Annotated in this window: 18 protein-coding genes; 16 read left to right on the forward strand and 2 right to left on the reverse strand. The window is 47.9% G+C overall.

Going from position 1 to position 18,615, the window contains the following annotated elements; all coding sequences use genetic code 11:
- The first annotated feature begins 211 nt into the window (after positions 1-211).
- Together KXU80_RS04530 and KXU80_RS04535 are read left to right on the forward strand one after the other, a co-directional pair.
- Positions 212-724: an AAA family ATPase gene (locus KXU80_RS04530; protein ID WP_219837090.1), complete on the forward strand. Its 513-nt coding sequence runs from the start codon at positions 212-214 to the stop codon at positions 722-724.
- A gap of 262 nt (positions 725-986) precedes the next feature.
- A complete protein-coding gene (locus KXU80_RS04535; protein WP_219837091.1) occupies positions 987-1,550 on the forward strand; it encodes a cysteine hydrolase family protein in 564 nt (187 codons plus the stop codon).
- Between the two features lie 287 nt (positions 1,551-1,837).
- On the opposite strand, the gene KXU80_RS04540 is transcribed toward KXU80_RS04535, so the two are convergent.
- Entirely contained in the window at positions 1,838-2,692 is an 855-nt protein-coding gene (locus KXU80_RS04540; protein ID WP_219837092.1) for a helix-turn-helix domain-containing protein, read from the reverse strand.
- Between the two features lie 123 nt (positions 2,693-2,815).
- On the opposite strand from KXU80_RS04540, the gene KXU80_RS04545 reads away from it, so the two are divergent.
- Entirely contained in the window at positions 2,816-4,009 is a 1,194-nt protein-coding gene (locus tag KXU80_RS04545) for a Gfo/Idh/MocA family protein (RefSeq protein ID WP_219837093.1), read from the forward strand.
- 14 nt (positions 4,010-4,023) lie between these two features.
- A complete protein-coding gene (locus KXU80_RS04550) occupies positions 4,024-4,851 on the forward strand; it encodes a sugar phosphate isomerase/epimerase family protein (RefSeq protein WP_219837094.1) in 828 nt (275 codons plus the stop codon).
- A 64-nt stretch (positions 4,852-4,915) separates the two neighbouring features.
- Here the strand turns inward: KXU80_RS04550 and KXU80_RS28355 are convergent, their stop codons facing one another.
- On the reverse strand, positions 4,916-5,008 hold the full coding sequence (locus KXU80_RS28355) for a Nif3-like dinuclear metal center hexameric protein (protein ID WP_219838865.1): 93 nt from the start codon (positions 5,006-5,008) through the stop codon (positions 4,916-4,918).
- Positions 5,009-5,198: 190 nt separating this feature from the next.
- On the opposite strand from KXU80_RS28355, the gene KXU80_RS04560 reads away from it, so the two are divergent.
- The 12 genes from KXU80_RS04560 (at position 5,199) to KXU80_RS04615 (ending at position 18,255) form a co-directional block, all read left to right on the forward strand.
- Positions 5,199-6,152, forward strand: a complete 954-nt coding sequence (locus KXU80_RS04560) for a hypothetical protein (RefSeq protein WP_219837095.1) — start codon at positions 5,199-5,201, stop codon at positions 6,150-6,152.
- A 154-nt stretch (positions 6,153-6,306) separates the two neighbouring features.
- Positions 6,307-8,037 (forward strand): cache domain-containing sensor histidine kinase, encoded by a 1,731-nt coding sequence (locus KXU80_RS04565; protein WP_219837096.1) that lies wholly within the window; start codon positions 6,307-6,309, stop codon positions 8,035-8,037.
- Positions 8,038-8,073: 36 nt separating this feature from the next.
- Positions 8,074-9,111: a response regulator gene (locus KXU80_RS04570; RefSeq protein ID WP_219837097.1), complete on the forward strand. Its 1,038-nt coding sequence runs from the start codon at positions 8,074-8,076 to the stop codon at positions 9,109-9,111.
- Positions 9,112-9,225: 114 nt separating this feature from the next.
- Positions 9,226-10,536, forward strand: coding sequence for an ABC transporter substrate-binding protein (locus KXU80_RS04575; RefSeq protein WP_219837098.1), 1,311 nt, complete (start codon positions 9,226-9,228; stop codon positions 10,534-10,536).
- Between the two features lies 1 nt (position 10,537).
- Complete coding sequence (locus KXU80_RS04580) at positions 10,538-11,446, forward strand: carbohydrate ABC transporter permease (protein ID WP_374987749.1); 909 nt, start codon at positions 10,538-10,540, stop codon at positions 11,444-11,446.
- A 1-nt stretch (position 11,447) separates the two neighbouring features.
- Positions 11,448-12,272: a carbohydrate ABC transporter permease gene (locus KXU80_RS04585; RefSeq protein WP_219837100.1), complete on the forward strand. Its 825-nt coding sequence runs from the start codon at positions 11,448-11,450 to the stop codon at positions 12,270-12,272.
- A 499-nt stretch (positions 12,273-12,771) separates the two neighbouring features.
- Positions 12,772-13,566, forward strand: a complete 795-nt coding sequence (locus KXU80_RS04590) for an endonuclease/exonuclease/phosphatase family protein (protein ID WP_219837101.1) — start codon at positions 12,772-12,774, stop codon at positions 13,564-13,566.
- A 201-nt stretch (positions 13,567-13,767) separates the two neighbouring features.
- A complete protein-coding gene (locus KXU80_RS04595; protein ID WP_219837102.1) occupies positions 13,768-14,355 on the forward strand; it encodes a TetR/AcrR family transcriptional regulator in 588 nt (195 codons plus the stop codon).
- Positions 14,356-14,669: 314 nt separating this feature from the next.
- Positions 14,670-15,323 (forward strand): nitroreductase family protein, encoded by a 654-nt coding sequence (locus KXU80_RS04600; RefSeq protein ID WP_219837103.1) that lies wholly within the window; start codon positions 14,670-14,672, stop codon positions 15,321-15,323.
- Between the two features lie 30 nt (positions 15,324-15,353).
- Positions 15,354-15,728 (forward strand): nuclear transport factor 2 family protein, encoded by a 375-nt coding sequence (locus tag KXU80_RS04605; protein ID WP_219837104.1) that lies wholly within the window; start codon positions 15,354-15,356, stop codon positions 15,726-15,728.
- A 673-nt stretch (positions 15,729-16,401) separates the two neighbouring features.
- Positions 16,402-16,971: a dihydrofolate reductase family protein gene (locus KXU80_RS04610; RefSeq protein ID WP_219837105.1), complete on the forward strand. Its 570-nt coding sequence runs from the start codon at positions 16,402-16,404 to the stop codon at positions 16,969-16,971.
- 312 nt (positions 16,972-17,283) lie between these two features.
- Complete coding sequence (locus KXU80_RS04615; RefSeq protein WP_219837106.1) at positions 17,284-18,255, forward strand: alpha/beta fold hydrolase; 972 nt, start codon at positions 17,284-17,286, stop codon at positions 18,253-18,255.
- Positions 18,256-18,615 lie beyond the last annotated feature (360 nt).

Raw genomic sequence — 18,615 nt, forward strand, 5'->3', positions numbered from 1 at the left:
TGTTTCTTGTGGTTTACATTTGGTAATGAGTCCGTCAGATATCAAATTCTGCATTATGGACTGAACTAACGGGTACGAGAGCTCAATAATAGCACGAAGGCAGCCGACCAGAAGCATCGGTTGGTTGCCTTCTTTTCGCTAACGGTCAGTTTAGCGACAATATAGAAACATCTAATTTATTGTGCTTATCCAGTTGAATGGAGGGTCTGCCATGGGCATTAGGAATTATCTGATTGAAGGCGTTTCCGGCGCCGGCAAAACTACGGTCTGCAACGAATTGCAACGGCGCGGCTACCATGCCATTCATGGTGACCGTGAATTGGCTTATCAAGGCGACCCGGAAACTGGTACCCCGACGGATGGTTTTAAACCCGAACACCACATTTGGCATGTAGATAAAGTAAAAGCTTTGGTCGCCAATCAAGATGAGGCGGTAACATTTTTCTGCGGTGGTTCGCGGAATTTTCCCAAATTCATTAATCTCTTCGACAGCGTGTTTGTCCTTGAGGTCGAACTGGAAACCTGTCTCCGGCGGATTGATGAGCGAGTGGCACTGGACCCAACTGACTGGGGTGGCAGACCAGAGGAACGGGAAATCATTCGGCGCTTGCATCAAACGAAAGAAGGCGTTCCCAAAAACGGGATTATAATCGACGCCACCGCACCGATCGCGCACGTCGTTGACGAAATCCTCCATCAAATCGAAACAAATGAACGCCAATGACAGTAACTTACGGGCTGAGAGGGCATGTAAGGCATCTTCTAATCCAATCAAATGGCGTTCAACGCACATGGTTTCATCGTACCGAGGCGCTTTTCTATTTTCAAAGACGAAATTAATTCATCTACAGGAATGCTAACGGACAATTTAATGAAGTAATGTCAGTCCCAAGACTGAATCGGAGTCCATACCTAAGCTTGATTAATTATTTTTGTAGCAATGGTATAGTAAACACATAAACAACTCCAATTGGGGGAGATATGTGGTGAGAGGTCAAAAAGAAGATGTAACGGACTCAGCATTAGTTATTTTGGATGTTCAAAAAGATTTTGTGGGAAATGAAGCTCGTATGCCTATAGCAAAGAATCAAGTTAGTCCTATGATCGACAGTATAAATGCTATTATTAAGAAAGCTAATATTGCTGAAATACCTATAATCTATGTAGGGAACGAATTTGAAAAGAAACAATTTTTTTCAAACTGGTTTCGTAATCGTGCCGCATTAAAAGGTAGTGTGGGTGCTGAGCTGGATGAACGCCTTCAAATTGTTAATAACATCTACTTCCCCAAAAAACAAGGTGATGCTTTAAGTAATTCACAATTAGTAAATTATTTAAAAAACAAGAGTATCAAACATTTAATAATTGTAGGTCTTTTTTCGGAGGGCTGTGTTACTGCAACAGCGAAAGGTGCTTTGCGTAAAAAATTTAAAGTTACCGTCATTCGTGATGCTGTGGCTAGTGCAACTGATAAAAAGAGAGAAGCGTCAATAAGAAAACTTACTACAAATGGAATTTTAGTTTTAAACTCATCAGAATTGTTACAATGATCTCATTAAGCAAACGGGTACAATAGTTGAATGGAGATTCAACGGCTACAGGGAGAAAAGCGAGAAAAGCTGCGGGCAAATGAATGCCGGCAGCTTTTAGGGATACCTTTCCCGGAGTTGCTAAAGGATACAGCTTGAGTGTCTACTTTACATATAACTGGATGAGATACGAGTGGAATAAGAACAACTATCATCCATCGAGTTAGCAATTATGAAATAAGTATTCTGATAAAACTGGCGTTATTGGCTTCAGCGCTCGGTGCGGCTTGCGTGTTGGGCGGATGAGGCTAATCAGGAAGCTGAACGTGGCTCCGCTTCGCATAATGCTTGGGCAGCACGCCGACTTTTTTCTTAAACATGCGCAGGAAGCCCGAATAATCGTTGAAGCCTGCGTCGATGCAGGCTTCGGTGACGCTGCTGCCTTCCTTAAGCAGCTTCTTGGCAAGGGCGATGCGCTTATAGACGATATATTCGTGAATCGTGCTGCCGGTATGCTTCTTGAACAGCCTGCTCAGATGATATTTGCTGAAATAAAACAAGCCTTCGAGCCGCTCTAGGGACAAATCCTCGGCAAGGTGCAGATCGAGAAAATCCAGAACGGGGATTAATCGTGCGGGCATCTCCTTGCCCCGGTCCTTGTCCTTATTCGCGTTGAAGCAGCGCTGCACCAGAACCAAAATTTCGATCAGGCAACCCAGCTTGATGAACGGCGCTTCGGGGAAAGGATGCTTCAGCGTGTCGTTATATTTGGCGAACAGCCCAGCCAAGGCGGATTTCTCCTGCTCGTTCAGCGTTATTTTGTTATATTCACCGGCAGGCCGGTCGTAGAAGCATTGCATCAGCCGCAGCTGCTCCGTTTGAAACAAGCCGATGAGCGCCGGGTTGAATTCGATTGTGACCCGCTCGTAAAGCGCATCCGTCGTGAGGGCGGGCTTATGGATTTCATGCTCGTTCGTGATGATGAGATCGCCGATTTGAAGGGGATATACGGTTTTGTCTACGAAGTAGTTGACGTCGCCCCGGATAAGGAAGAAGATTTCGCAGCCTTGATGCAGATGGAAATGAATATTGAAGGGTGGCTGCCGCGTGGCATGAAGAAATTTCACATGGTCGTCGAACTGGTTAACGTAGTCGGAAAGCATTCCGTTGACCTCCTAACATGAGCAAGATTGTCCACTTTTGAGGCAATATCTTCAAGGAAGTTGTATTTGTAATGATATAGGATGAAAGGGTGCTATTCAAATGAAAATCGGGAGGGTGCCCAAATGAGCGAACGCGTCATTAAATTCGGACTTGTCGGCATAGGCAGCATCGGACAGCACCATGTGAACGACCTAAGCAAGATCGAGAACGCAGTGCTTGTCGGCGTTTGCGATATCGATAAGGAGAAGGCGGATGCCACGGCCAAGGCGCAAGGCACGACGGCCTATTACGACGCTGTCGATCTGCTGGAGCAATCGGGACTCGATGTCGTGATCATCGCGGTTCCGCATTACGATCATCCCTTTATCGCGATGGAAGCGTTTAAACGGGGCATTCATGTCATGTGCGAGAAGCCGATTGCCGTTCATGTCAATGCGGCAAAGGCAATGATTGAAGCCTATGAAGCCGCCAAGCGGCAGCGGCCGGACCTGCAGTTTGCCATCATGTTTCAAGAGCGGACACTCCCTTACTACGCAAAGCTCAAAGCGATCATGGACAGCGGCATGCTGGGCAAGCTGACTCGCGCGACATGGATTCATACCCGGTGGTTCCGCTCCCAAGCGTATTATGACAGCGGGGGCTGGCGTGCCACATGGGCCGGGGAGGGCGGAGGCATCCTGACGAACCAATGTCCGCACACGCTTGATATGTATCAATGGCTGTTCGGGATGCCGGATTTGATTTCGGGGCATGCGCATATCGGCAAATATCATGACATTGAGGTCGAGGACGAGGTGACTGCGTATTTCGAGCATCCGGGCGGCATGATCGGCCATTTGATCGTGACGACGGCGGAGCTGCCAGGCACGAACCGGATGGAAATCGTAGGCGATCTCGGCAAACTGATTCTGGAGAACGGCAAACTGCTTCACTATAAATATCCGCAGCCGATGCTCGCCTTCACGAGAGAGACGGACCAGCGTTTTGCCGAATGGGAAATTGCACCGGAGGAAATTGCCGTCAATGCGAATGCGCCGAGTGGCCACCGGGTCGTAACGGAACGTCTAATCGAGCGCCTGCTTGGCAAGAGCGTCGACTTGATCGCGGAAGGACCGGAGGGACTCGGTTCCCTGACACTTGCCAACGGCATCATGCTGTCTTCCTTCCAGAAGCGTCCCGTCACGGTTCCAATTGACGGCGATGCCTTCCAAGCGGAGCTGGAAGAACGGATCCGAACCTCCAATTACGTAAAGAAAGCCGTTCAAGCGCCAGCTGCAGCCGAGGATATGTCCGCTTCCTTCGGGACGACCAAATAAGAGGGGGAACCCCTATGCCAAAAGTGAAACTGACCTGCTTCGCCGATGAAATCTCGCATGATTTGGAAGAACAGCTGGACGTCCTAGGGCAGGAGGGGATCTCCTATATCGAGCTTCGCGGCGTATGGGGCAAGAACGTGCTCGATTTGTCCGGTGAGGAGCTCACTCGGATTCGCAAGGCCGCGGACGAACGCGGCTTCGGGATCTCTTCGATTGCGTCTCCCATCGGCAAATACGGGATCGCCGATCATTTTGCGCCGCAGCTCGAGAGCTTGAACAGAGCCATAGCGGCTGCCCATGCAATGGGAACGCCGTATATCCGCATCTTCTCGTACCACCCTCCGGCGAATGGAGAGCTGGATGCTTGCAGGGACGAGGTACTGAGCCGAATGGAGCAGCTGACGACCATCGCCGAAAGAAATAACGTCATCCTTATTTTGGAGAATGACAGCGACTTATACGGCTCCAAAGACGACCGTTGCTTGGAAATCCTGCGGCACTGCTCATCGGACGCGCTGCGCCTTGCTTTCGATCCCGGCAATTTCGTGATGAACGACGTGCAGCCAATGACGGAGGCGTATCCGAAATTGGTGCCGTATACCGCCTATATCCACGTCAAAGACGCGGCGTCCGAGCCGAAACAATTCGTTCCTGCCGGAGCGGGCGAAGGCCAAATCGAGGAGCTGCTGCGGGCGCTGCAGGCACGCGGATACGACGGATTTCTGTCCGTGGAGCCGCATCTGCATCACTATATGCCGTATGCCAGCAATCCGAAGCGCGTCGTGACCGCGATCCGCGCGCTGAAGCAGCTGCTGGAACAGGCCGATATGGCCTGGGAATAAATCTCCGCAAGAGGGTTTTTCCTGAAGTCAGTTAACAGCCCCTTCTTTCTTCAAGGGGCCTTACTCACTTATATTCCTTTTTTTCACCCGTGATATAAACATCGCATTCCGCTTCTTTCGCTTGTCTGATTAAGTCAGTTGAATTACCAGCTCCTATGAGTACCGACCTTCACAGGCGTGTTGGAGTTTTTCCATGCCTTTACATCTTCTCCTAATCTGTTTGTGATTCTTTGCACTAACTCTTCAACGTATAGATTCGTTTTACTCACCAATTCCAATGATTTCGCTGTTGTCTTTATAGTGTGTCTGCTGAATTTTTTTTAATATCCGGGGGCGATGAGATTTCGATGGAAAAGAAAGAAGCGGAGCGCGGAGAGGATGAAATCAGAGGCGTCCTCCACAAGTTTGAACAGGATGAGCTCGTCGAGCTGCTATCCACAGGCAAGTCAGGTTCGGAGCTGAACACGCTTTTGTTGGAAGTGTTTCGGCGACGGAATGCTAATAGATCGCCGGGTGAGCTCTTGCGTAGTTACAAAGAAAATCGGTTCGTGAAGCCAGCAACTGTCGATCCAATCGCACTGAAGCAATTGGAGCTTGAACTGCTTAGAATCGCGCAGAGCCATAAATATACGCCAATCCAGCTGTCGCCTGTAGCTCCGCTTGGCTCGTGCTCGGTCGTTGCGCCGGCCGATCAGAACAAAGTCATTTCCGCGCTCCGGGGAACAGAGGTTCTCGCGGACGTGACCAATTTAATCGCCCTTCATATTGCGGACGGCGTCAAGTCGGGCGACCTGCAGAATCATTCTGACCTGGTTCGTTTCTCCTCAACGCACCGGCATGTAAGAGCGCAGAAGTTTCCAAATCTGCCTGGCATGCTGGCACATTTCAGCCTGTATGCGATGGTTACTTCCGGGAAGGACATCGGCTCATACGGATTCGAAAAGCAGGCAATCTGGGAACATATTGCGGCGTACAGGCAGATCTTTCGGTCGAAGTATCAGTCAGAAATCGAAATAATTATTAATGCACGAGGTGGGTACAACGACAGCGAGGGGCTGGTTGAACGGATCGTTCGGCACATCGGGGAGCAAGCACCTGATATGACGGTTAAAGCCAATAAAGCATTTTCTGCCAATACCTACTACAGAGGAATGCAGTTTACGATCAAAACAACTATTGGTGGACGCGAGTACAACATTGGCGATGGCGGCTTCGTGGATTGGACCCAGCAGCTGCTCGAAAATAAAAAGGAACGTATGCTGATCAGTGCTATCGGACTCGACCGACTGCTGATGCCCTAAGAGACGAAAAAGTGCAAGAGATGAATAGGCAAATGCTCCGCTTATAGGACACGATAGTTAAATGAAAAGAGGAGCAGGCTGCCGCGGCAACCTGTTCCTTTTTACATATCGAATCGCTCTGAAAAGCACTTTATAATGCCGGAGGACGGAGAACATGTACAACCCTTTAAAAGTTTTTCGCTGGAATCGCATATTTTTTGCCTGCTTTGCCGGATCTATTTTCATTCTGACGCTTATTATTACTTGGATTTCTTATACGGTTTCATCCCAGGAATTATCGAAAACCACATCATACTATCAACAAGCGCTGCTGACCGAATTAAGCAAAAAATTGGTGATCCAACTGAACGCGATCGAACAAATCTCGCTCTCCACAACGCTCAACATGGATTTTCTCGATTATCTCTCGTATAACGGAGACGATTATACCCGCCACAAAAAAATTAACGATACGCTGCAATATTTGACCAATATTGCAAATAGCGTTTCAAGCATCTTCTCCATTCATCTCTACATCGAGCACCCGGTTCTTTCCGACTGGCAAAGACCCGTGCAATTTTACAATTTTTCGCGTTTGCAAAAGGAGAGCTGGTACCCGGCGGTAAAAACGACCGATTTTACCTGGATCGGAGAACATACCATCGACACGTTCCAAGGGCAAGTCTCCGTCTTGAGTTTCGCAAGAAAAATCTACTCCAGCAAAGATGAATATAAAGGGCTGATCGTAATAAACGTGAAGGCATCCGCGATCCGGAGTCTGATTCAGGCCGGATCGGATTCCGCTAACCGCATGCTGTTTAATTCCGGGGGGAATCTCCTCGTCGGGGTGGGCCAGCCTATCGCGGAAAACATCTCGACTTATATAAAAGATCCGATAAGCGGAGCCGGAAGCCTACGAATCGATGCAAAGAATCACCAACGATATTTGCTCGCCTGGTCCAAAATGTTCAATTCGGATTGGACGTTAACTGAAATTACGCCATGGAGGAAAGTGACCAGCGGGAGCTTCAAACTGGCGAAACTATTATTGTTGATCGGCCTCTCCACGATTCTCATTACAATCGCCATTAGCTTATCGATTTCGAGGCAGCTTCTTAAGCCGCTCCGGATCCTAGTTCAGGCGATGGGGATATACGCATTCGACAGCACTAAAGTGTTCCTGCCCGATGATTACCGAAATGAATTCGGTTATTTGTTTAACAGCTACCGCAGGCAAATGGAACGCATCGACGAACTATACAAAGCGCTTGAAGTGCAGCACAGCCGTCAGCGCGAGGCTGAAGTGAAGGCGCTTCAAGCCAATATTAATCCACATTTTCTGTATAACACCCTTGATCAAATCAATTGGATGGCCATGCAGGAAGGACAACATAAGATCAGTAACATTCTTGAGCTGACAGGGCAAATGTTTCGAATCGGGCTTTCCAACGGAGAGAGTCTTATTCCGATCGCCGACGAGCTTCGGCATGTGGAGTGCTATCTCCGCATTCAACAGCTTCGCTGGGAGGAAGGGCTTGATTATGAAGTCCGGGTTCCGGAATCGTTAATGACTTCTTTGATCCCGAAAATCACCTTGCAGCCATTCGTAGAGAATGCCATCCTTCACGGCTTCCACGGCCGCAGCAGTGGGTTCATCCTTATCGAAGCCTTTTCGTCCGATAGCGGAATTACGATCCGGATAATGGATGACGGAAGAGGTTTTCAGGTCAACGGGCCGGAAAACCGCAAAAAGGTAAAAGGAGGGTACGGGATTCGAAACGTACGCGAGCGTATTGATGCTTTATTTGGCCGTTCGTTTGGCGTAACTATTGAAAGCGCATTCAATAGTGGAACTGTTATTTCGGTTTCGATTCCTTTACTGAGCCAGCCGACGACTTCATCATGATTTTTCAAGGAAATGAATGCGAGAGGAGAACAAACCATGTGGAAAATTGCGATTGTCGATGACGACAGGTCGGTACTCAGAGGGTTGAAATCTATGATCCCGTGGGATGAGCTAGGTGCCGAGTTAGCGGGCGAAGGAATGGATGGTCGGGATGGGTTGGAAATTGTCCGCACGAGTCGGCCCGACATTATCGTAACCGATATATATATGCCGGACATGGACGGAATCGAGATGATTCATTCCCTCCGGAGAGAAGGGTATGAAGGAAAGATTATTATTCACAGCGGCTATAACGACTTCGAGTATGCTCGTCAGGCGCTCCGTTTAAATGTGGAGGATTATCTATCCAAGCCGATCTCGCTGCAAACGCTGCATACCGTTCTCACAAGAGCAATCCATGACCTGCAGCTTACGCGCCTTCCGAGTCCTTCCATTGGCCTGGTGAAATGGCACCGGCATTTGAGAGAGGCGATTTTAACCTCGCAGGAGAAACGGGCGCAACAAATTATAGACGACTTCCTGCGCCAGATTGACGAACAGGGTGTCTTGGCCCCGTCCACTCTTCGGCGGTTCGGCATAGAGTGCTGGACGATGGTCACGTATGCGTTGAATGAAGCTGGCCTCCCGCTCGATGAGATGTTCCCGCCCGCGCTTATTCACGAAGAAATAAACGCTATCATGAAGCCTGACGATTTCCGCTGCTGGATCGCCGATAAGATCTCTTCGATTTGCAGAAGCCGAAGCTTCGGTGACAAACACAAAGAAACCGTGGACTTTATCATCCAATACATACAACAGCACTACTTTGAGGAGGTCACGCTGACTGAGCTGGCCGAAAAAGTATTCATATCGCGAAACTACCTATGCGATATTTTCAAAAAAACAACCGGCGAAACGTTTCACGGTTACCTGACGCGCGTGCGAATGGAAAATGCGAAGCATCTGATTCTAGTAGGAAAGCTTCATATTTACGAAATTGCCCAGAAGGTAGGGTATAAAAACGTATCGTATTTTAGCACCGTGTTCAAAAAATATTTCAGCGGGGTCAGTCCGACGGATATCCATAAACACTAACATTCTGAACTTTTTAAACGATAATCGGACATTTCTTATGTAGACGCTCGAAAAGGCGGTTGGTAACATTCTAGTTAAGAAAGCGCTTTACCAATCCCAATAAGAGGTGAAATCATGAAGAAGAAATTTCTGCGGCTCGGAATTACGCTGTTACTATTAACCTCGTTTTCTACCGCCTGCAGCTCCCTAGGCGTAAAGGACGAGGCGAAGCCGAAAACCAATACGGCAGACACTTCCGCTTCAAACGGGAACGAGTCAGTCAAGCTTCGCATTATGTGGTGGGGGTCCCAGGCAAGACATGATGCGACGCTGAAAATGTTGGATTTGTATACAAAAAAGCATCCGAATGTCACGTTCGAACCCGAGTACTCCGGATTCGATGGCTACCTCGATAAATTATCGACCGAAGCCGCATCCAAAAACGCTCCCGATATCATTCAAATGGACGCCGCTTGGCTCGCCGATTGGAATGCACGCGGTCAATTGTCGGATTTATCCACGGGCATCAATATCAATGATGTCGATCCGAAGCTATTGGAAACCGGAGAATATAACGGAAAATTGACAGCGGTTCCGCTCGGGGGCAATGCATGGGGCATGATTTACGATAAATCGGCGCTCGAGAAACTTGGCATTGCTCCGCCGAAAGACGGGTGGACTTGGGAAGATTATTTCAGCATGGGCGAGAAGATCAAATCCATGCTCGGCAAAGACCAATATCCTTTTAAAGACGGCACGGCGGACAGTACGCTGTATGCGAATTATCAACTGAGCAAGGGCAAAGGCTGGCCGATTACGCAAGAAGGGAAATTCAACTATGATAAAGCGACTTGGCTGGAATACGCGAATACATTCGCCGACCTCCGTAAGAAAGGAATCGTGCCGCCCCCGGACGTACAGCTAGCCGATATCGATCTGGACCCGACCCAGGACATGCTTATCAAAGGACAGCTGATTTTCAAGGGCATGCATGCGGCGCAAGTCTCAGCTTACGAGAGCCTGAAGCCAAACAGCATCGGGGTTGCGGCGATTCCAAAAGCTGAGCAGCCCGGAGGATGGCTGAAGGCAACCTTCTATTTCTCCGTCAATCAGGATTCGAAATATAAAGAGGAAGCCAAGAAATTTATTGACTGGTTCATTAACGATCCCGAAGCCACGGAAATCGACGGAACTACCAGGGGCATTCCCATTTCAAACAATATCGTATCTGTGATGAAGCCAAAGTTCAATCAAGGCGATCAACTGACGGTGGAAATGATCGACATGACAGCCAAGAGTTCACAAGCCTTCAATCCAGGAGCGCCAGGATGGGCAGACTTCGGCAAAGAAGAAAGCGATATTAAACAGCAGCTCATGTTCGGAAAAATCACGCCGGAACAAGCTTACGACGAACTGGCCAAAGCCGCAAAAAAATACGAGAAATAAAATGGGGGATTCTATGAACCGGAAACTTCGTTCCAATGCTTTGGCCGGCTTCCTATTCATTTCCCCATGGCTTATCGGGTTTCTCTTTCTAAACTTATGGCCCATGTTAATGTCGTTCTACTATTCGTTAACTGATTTTTCCCTTTTGTCCCCGCCCAAATGGATCGGGTTTCAAAATTTCATGTCAATAGCGGAAGATCGCTATTTCTACAATTCCTTGCGCGTCACCTTTGTATTCGTTTTAATATCGGTTCCATTGCGGCTTTTGTTCGCTTTGATGGTCGCGATGCTGCTGAATCGGGATATTCGCGGGATCTCCTTTTACCGAACGATCATCTACCTTCCTTCATTAATCGGCGGAAGCGTCGCGGTTGCCGTGTTATGGAGAAATATATTCGGCATCAACGGGTTTATTAATCACCTGGCATCTTTCTTCGGCATGCATGCCAAAAACTGGATCGGCTCGCCCGAAACGGCGCTGGGAACCTTGATCACCCTTAGCGTTTGGCAGTTCGGCTCCGCCATGATCATTTTCCTGGCAGGATTAAAGCAGGTGCCCAAGGATCTTTACGAGGCAGCGTCGGTAGACGGCGCCAGCAAGTTCAGGCAATTCATTGCCGTCACGCTGCCCATGCTGTCTCCGGTGATTTTTTTCAACCTGATTATGGGCGTGATCGGGTCGTTTCAAAGCTTTACTTCAGCCTTCGTCGTAACGAAAGGCGGGCCTCTGAATTCAACCGAAATGTATGCGCTCTATTTGTACCAGAAAGGGTTTTCCGCCTTGCATATGGGATACGCATCCGCTTTGGCATGGATTCTGCTCGTTATTGTGGCCGTTGCAACGGCGCTTAATTTTACAGCGTCCAAGTACTGGGTTTATTACGAGAATGAAGCAGGGGGGAGGGGCTAACATGTCAAAAAAGAAGTGGCCAGTTCACCTTACGCTGCTCTTGTTTAGCGCGGTCATGTTTTATCCCGTGTTATGGTGGATCGGGGCATCGCTAAAATCGAATATGGAGCTTGGCTCCCCCGCGATCTTTCCGGCAAAATGGATGTGGAGCAATTTTCACGACGGCTGGGTGGCGCTGCCCAAATATACGTTTACCTATTTTTATATCAATAGTTTCAAGCTTAATATCACCACTACCGTCTTGACCGTAGTATCGAGCAGCCTCGTGGCATTCGGTTTCGGCCGGATTCCTTTCCCTCTGAAAAAATGGCTATTCTCCCTGTTGCTTGTCACCATCATGCTGCCGGGTCAAGTTACCCTGATCCCGCAATACGTCATGTTCCACAAGTTCAACTGGATCAACACCTATTTGCCGTTTATCGTGCCGAGTATGATGGGCGGAGCGTTCTTTATCTTCCTTCTGGTGCAATTCATTCGGGGAATTCCCGTGGAGCTGGACGAATCGGCTAAGATCGACGGCTGCACCTGGTTCGGGATTTATTGGAGAATTATTATGCCGCTGACCAAGCCCGCGCTCATTACGGTGATGATTTTCTCCTTTCTCTGGCACTGGGAAGATTATTTGGGACCGCTTATCTATTTGAACTCAGTGGACAAGTATACGGTACCGCTCGCCGTGAAAATGTTTATCGATACGCAATCCGCCGTTTCGTGGGGACAAGTACTGGCGATGTCACTTGTTTCGATCATGCCGCAAATCGTTGTCTTCTTCCTGGCGCAGAAGCATTTCGTAGAGGGGATCGCCACGACGGGATTAAAGGGATAATCCTGGGAGAGGAAATGATAGAAAGGCTGCCACTCGACAGCTTTTCTCAAGTTATGGCAGGGATTAACAAGCCATGTCGTACAAAGAACTAGCTGCTGTAGCAGCTGGTTTTTTGCGATTTTGGGAAAGTTCCGGCGAAAGGAAGTGATAACTGTCCAAGTGTATGTAGACATGAAGGTATAAGCATTAGATCCGCGTTTTACGCGGACATAATGAAGATACCCTCCCCGTAGTAGGTAAAGTGCCGGCACACGATCGGCAGCTTTACGTTAATGGGCAGATAGTTGAAGAGTAATTTAAGGTGAATCGTTTCATAAGTAATCACAAAGTCATCGTTAATTGAAGCGTCAGAGACCAACTCAGGTGAGGAATTATGCACTTTCATATGTTGGTATAAACGATGTAAAATATAGGTGGATGTAACCGTTTCCGTTTATCCATGGCATTATATTAGGTTCAGTGTATTATTGAAAATAATAGAAAAGAGGACTGCATCGTTATGTTAGAAATCTCTGTTATGACTTTCAATTTGCGCTATCCAGAAATCAATGATGGCTCCGATTATTGGCCGGAACGAATCGACCGAGCGACCGCCGTTATCAAAGAACATCATCCTATGCTTATCGGCACGCAGGAAGGCTATCACTCGATGCTCAGAGATTTGGAGGCTCAATTGAAAGAATATGATTGGTTCGGGCAAGGTCGATTCGGGGAGCATGAGAATGAGCACAATGCCATTTTTTATAACCGCGACGAGCTGACAATTGAAGAAAAAGGACAGTTTTGGCTGTCTGAAACACCTGAGTCGGAAGCTTCGATTAGTTGGAATAGCTCGTTGCCGAGAATCTGTACGTGGGCGCGTTTCCTTCATCGAAAGTCAGGTAAATCCTTCTATTTTTACAACACCCATCTGGACCATCATAGCCAGGAAGCGAAAGACCTTGGGATCCAAATAATAGGGGAATATATGGCTAGACAGCGCGCTTTAGATGGGCTTCCGGCGTTGCTTTCAGGGGATTTCAACTCGTTTCCTAGTGAATTCCCGATTCGTTTTCTGCGAGGCGAGATCGAGGTTGACGGCAAGAAAAGCGATTTGAAGGACGCTTATTCCCTGATCAAAGGAAATCCGGGTCTAACATTCCATGGCTTTAAGGGCGGCGATTCGGGAGAACCGATCGACTATATATTTGCTACCGCCGAATTCGAAATCTTGAAGGTGCAGATCGATCGCTGCCAAATAAACGGAGGGTATCCGTCGGACCATTATCCAGTTGTGGCGAACTTCCAATTCTAGAAACGATCTACAGATCAAGAGTTACCATGACTACATATCCTTTGAATCCGTTTATGTAGTGACTGCTAAATATATACCGAGTGGCTCGATGTTGTCAAACAGGAGTTACATGAAGGTCTGAATTAGCCTTACTTGACATTTAGTTGCATAATAAGATTCAATATAGTCGTATAGTTAAAAAAGAATGGAGGGGATACCTCAATGGTAAGGGGACGTCCCCGTGTATTTAATATCGAAAGCGCTCTAGATTCTGCGCTTCATTTATTTTGGCGAAAAGGGTATGAAGGAACATCCGTGGCAGATTTGACAGAGGCTATGGGTATTAATACGCCGAGCTTATACGCGGCCTTTGGGAACAAGGAAGAATTATTTCGCAAAATTCTAGATCGATATGCGGAAGGACCAGCTGCTTATATGAGGGAAGCCTTTCAGCAACCAAGCGCCCGCGAAGTCGTTGAATACCTGCTTTACGGAGCTGCCGAGGCTACGACCAATCCTGAGACGCCACTTGGGTGCTTAACCGTGCAGGGGGCACTATCCTCCGGAGAAGCCGGAGATGCCATAAGACAAGAATTGAATGCTCGCCGCGCTGGGGGAGAAGCTGCACTCCGTGACAGGTTCGAACAAGCGAAACAGAGCGGGGAGCTTGCTGCAGATGTCGATACGGAACAATTAGCGTGCTTCTATGCGACCATATTCCAAGGTATGGCTGTTCAAGCGGGAGCAGGAACGAGCCGCGAAAAATTGCAAGCTATTGTTGCAAATTCTTTGCGTCTTTGGCCTTCCTAACATGGAACAGCAAAAAGATCAGCCCATTTACGGGCTGATCTTTTTGCTGTTAACAATCCAATAAATACTCCATTTTCAACCTATCGAGTGGGCGATTGGATATAGGTGCACTGCATCAGGGGAGGTTGATGGAAGAAAAACATCGTTTGACAATTTATTCTTGTCACTATATATTTAGTGAACACTACAAAAATAGAAGCCATTGAAGCTTCAAAACAAAAAGCTACCTATGCTGGTTTTCATTTTTCGCCTGACGCCACTGAAATTTCAATTCAACTGCAAGCAGTATATTTCAATCCAAGGAGGATTTTATCATGACAGTGGAAGCCCCGATCTCTCACAATGATCTATCCGCAATTATGCACGAGAGAAGGTCTGTTCGTACGTATGATCCGACATTCAAATTATCCCGCGAAGAAATCAAAGCAATCCTTACCGATGCGGTCCAAGCACCGTCCGGAGTCAACCTTCAATCTTGGCGTTTTCTAGTAATCGATTCCCAAACGCTGAAGGAGAAACTGCTTCCAATCGCATTCAATCAAAAACAAGTCAAAGATGCGTCTGCTATAATCGCCGTACTTGGAGATTTGGAGAGCTACAAAAAAACAGAAACCATATATGAGCGCACAGTTCAAGCAGGTTACATGACGGAAAGCGATAAACAAAGGAAAGTTGAGAATACACTAAAAATGTATGAATCTTTCCCTTATGAGTTGCTAAGCAAATATGCATATATCGATGGAGGACTGGTTTCCATGCAGCTAATGCTTGCAGCAAAAGCAAGAGGATATGATACGGTCGCGATGGCTGGTTATGACTTAAATGCATTCAAAGAAGCCTTTAGTATCAGCGAACGGTATGTCTCCGTCATTCTTATCGCAATTGGTAAAGCTTTGAAAGAAGGCCATCCATCCATCCGGATGTCCGTAGAGGAAGTAACAAGTTGGAATGAAATGACATTTGAATGAAAATTATTATTTTTGGGGGAGTGAGTACGCATGGAATCTACAGAAGCATTAATAAACATGCACTTGGCAATCTGGAGTGAAACTGATCGACAGAAGAGGAAACAATCCATCGATGAAGTGTATTCCGATACTTGTGAAATTCTTGATCCCTTCTATCCAGACATATTTCGGGGACGAGATGCACTCATGAATTTAATTGATGGGGTTCAAGCGAAATTTCCCGGTTTTGTTTTTACTAAGAACCAGTTGGACGAGCATCATAACATTATAAAGCTTAGTTGGAGCTATGGTCCGGAAGGAAACCCAAATGTGGTAACTGGCTATGATTTCTTTATTACGGATGGAAAGTACATTCAGTTTTTATATATCTTTATAAATAAACCTGAAACGGCGCCCTCATCATAATAGGAAAAATTTCAATAACCAACCGTTCGATAAGGTACAGGGGATATACCTTGAAGGTATCCGGCTTATCGATTCGACGATGATCGGATGTACCGTCAAATTTAGCAACAGAAGCGCATGCGGGAACCGAAGGGGCGAGTTTTCGCTCCTTTTTTACTGCTCTTCTGCACGCTGCTCCACGAACCTCCGGAAGCTTTCACACCCATTTCTCGATGGGTCGATGCCCTTTCATTCCTTCGTTACGCCTATCCGGTGGGTGGAGGCCGGTTATCCTAATGGTACGGGTCTGTGCCCTTATGTTCAACGCAATCCGGTACTCCGTGCAGTCTTGAGATCCTGCGAATAAACCAATTTTCGTGCTAACAGAGAAGCGCCTAAGCAGCTTGTTTCATAGGATGAGCTCGATCCGGTTCGTAAGCTTCACCGCTTTGTGCCATGGCAACCAATAGGCGAGCCAGCTTGCCGCAAAGCAGTGCAACGGCGACTTCATCCTCGATTACCTGCAGCTGCTCCATAGCCAGATCATAACTGGGAACATTGTTACCTTTGAAAAAAAATTCTACTTAAACTTTCGAAACGTAATGATTTATAATGAACGTAACAGCAGGATGAAACGAGGGCCAACGGCCAAAAAATCTAATAAAATAAATTCGAAATCAGGGGAGAAACAGACATGAGAAAACTCGTATTATTCATGCATGTGTCGCTGGATGGGTATGCGTCGGATTCGAACGGAGGACTCGATTGGATTCCGTACAACGAGGAATTAGAGAAATACGCCGAGGAGATCGTAGCCGAAGTCGGAGCTCCCGTTTATGGACGCACGACGTATCAGATGATGGAGAGCTACTGGCCCACTGTGCTAGACAATCCGAATGTTTCAAGGCACGATATGGAGCATGCCAAATGGCTGCAGGATGTTAAGAAGATCGTCATTTCTGGGACGATGGACAAGGTGGAATGGAACAATACGATGCTGATCAAGGCCAATATCGCAGAGGAAATCAAGGTTCTCAAGGAGCAGCCTGGCAAAAATCTCGTCATCTTCGGCAGCCCGGGAGCGGCGAGGACGCTGCTTGAGCTCGGCCTGATCGACGAATTCCTGCTTACAATTTGTCCGGTTGTCCTGGGCGACGGAAAATCGGTATTCGACGGCGGTGGCGAGAAAATCAGGCTCAAGCTGTTATCCAGCCGAGCGCTCAAGTCGGGCATTATTGCTGCCCGCTATGAATTGGAGAAATAGCCGTACAAGGTGTTCCGCTAACGGGTAACTGTTGTTCAATAAAACCAAGAAGGTAGCTGATCAGAGATGATCGGTTACCTTTTTTAGCAAGTCGGTAGCGAAGTGATATAATCTTATATAATGTTATTACTAGTTAGAAGCTGCAGCCCTTCGTTACGCTAACTACTGGCAGTATATCGGGAAACCCTAACCAAAGTCGGGCACTTCCCCGACCGAGGTCCGTTTCCTTTCTCCTTTAATGCTGAGAAAATCATTCCATGAGAGAATACCTGGGTGAAATTCAGCGGAACCGCGCCGGAAGAGGAGAATCCCATGAAACGGAAACGAAAAATGTTGAAGGTCTTCACATATTTGATTCTGACGGTAGCCTTGCTGCTGTTGGCGGGTTGGATTTATCAACGATTGGCGAGTAGCCACGATCTAAAAACGTATAAACCGGTTGGGCAGTTGTACGAGGTGAGCGGCGGCCGGATGCATCTGTACACAGCCGGGCAAGGCCCGGTCACCGTCGTCTTCTCGGTAGGATGGGGGACGGCGAATCCATATGTGGATTTCTATCCTCTGTATAGTAAGCTGGAATCCAAAGTCAAAATCGCCGTCTACGACCGGTTCGGTTACGGATACAGCGAATTGACCGAAAAGAAACGGGACACCTCCGTGATCGCCGAGGAAATCCATCAGGTGCTCGAGCGGTCCGGACAGCATCCGCCCTACGTATTCGCCGCCCATTCCTTGGGTTCCCTCGAAGCGATCCGGTTTGCCCAGAAATATCCGGACGAAGTGAAAGGAATCCTGTTCATTGAAGGCGGGAGTCCGGAGTACTATGCGTCCAGTAGGCCGCTGACTATCGTTCCGCTCGTCTATCGTTTTCTGACGAAGGCCGGAATTGCGCGTACGTTATATCATTTCGACGGATTCGCGGAATCGATGGCTGGCGAGAGAAACGGCTTTAAGATGCTTCCGCCGAAACTGAGGGAATTGGACCGAGTTTCAACGCTATTGCTGGCAGGCAATCGGAACATGACCGATGAAATCCGGCTAAGCAGGGAAAACGCGGAGACCGTGCTGCAAGGAAAGAAACCGCTCGGCGTCCCGATTACGGTGCTGACGGCTGACGCCTTCGGCAAGCTCGGCAACGACAAGGATTGGGAAAGCAGCCAGGCCACACTTACCTCCTGGTCGGCCGATGGCAAACAGATCATCGTGCCGAACTCCTCCCACTATTTGCACCATTACGCGCCCGAGCTGGTAGCCGGGGAGATCCTGAAACTTGCGGAAAAATGAGGCGAGCTGTCGATGGTCCTCACATGAGGACAGGATTTAAGACTGCTCACTTTCACGATTTAATTGTCGATGAGAGTATGAGAATAAGAGGCGTAGGGCGTAAGTTATTTGAATCGATTAGAGATAGCAGGTGATGCAGAATCTCCCGGGCACCCTGAATTTGCGCGGCCGATCAGGTACGATCAGCTGCCTTTGTTCAACTAAGTTCGCGAAAAACGCGGGCTTTTTTATTAATCGTATCAAGTTGTGAGGTACGGTTGTTCCCGATCGTCATAGGCACGTGTACCATAAACCGTCATATAGTATTAAGGCATGAAGGTAGGCGCTTACGTGGCGAAGTGCAATCTTTTCAAAAATAGA

The sequence above is a fragment of the Paenibacillus sp. R14(2021) genome (assembly GCF_019431355.1).
Taxonomy (GTDB): Bacteria; Bacillota; Bacilli; order Paenibacillales; family Paenibacillaceae; genus Paenibacillus_Z.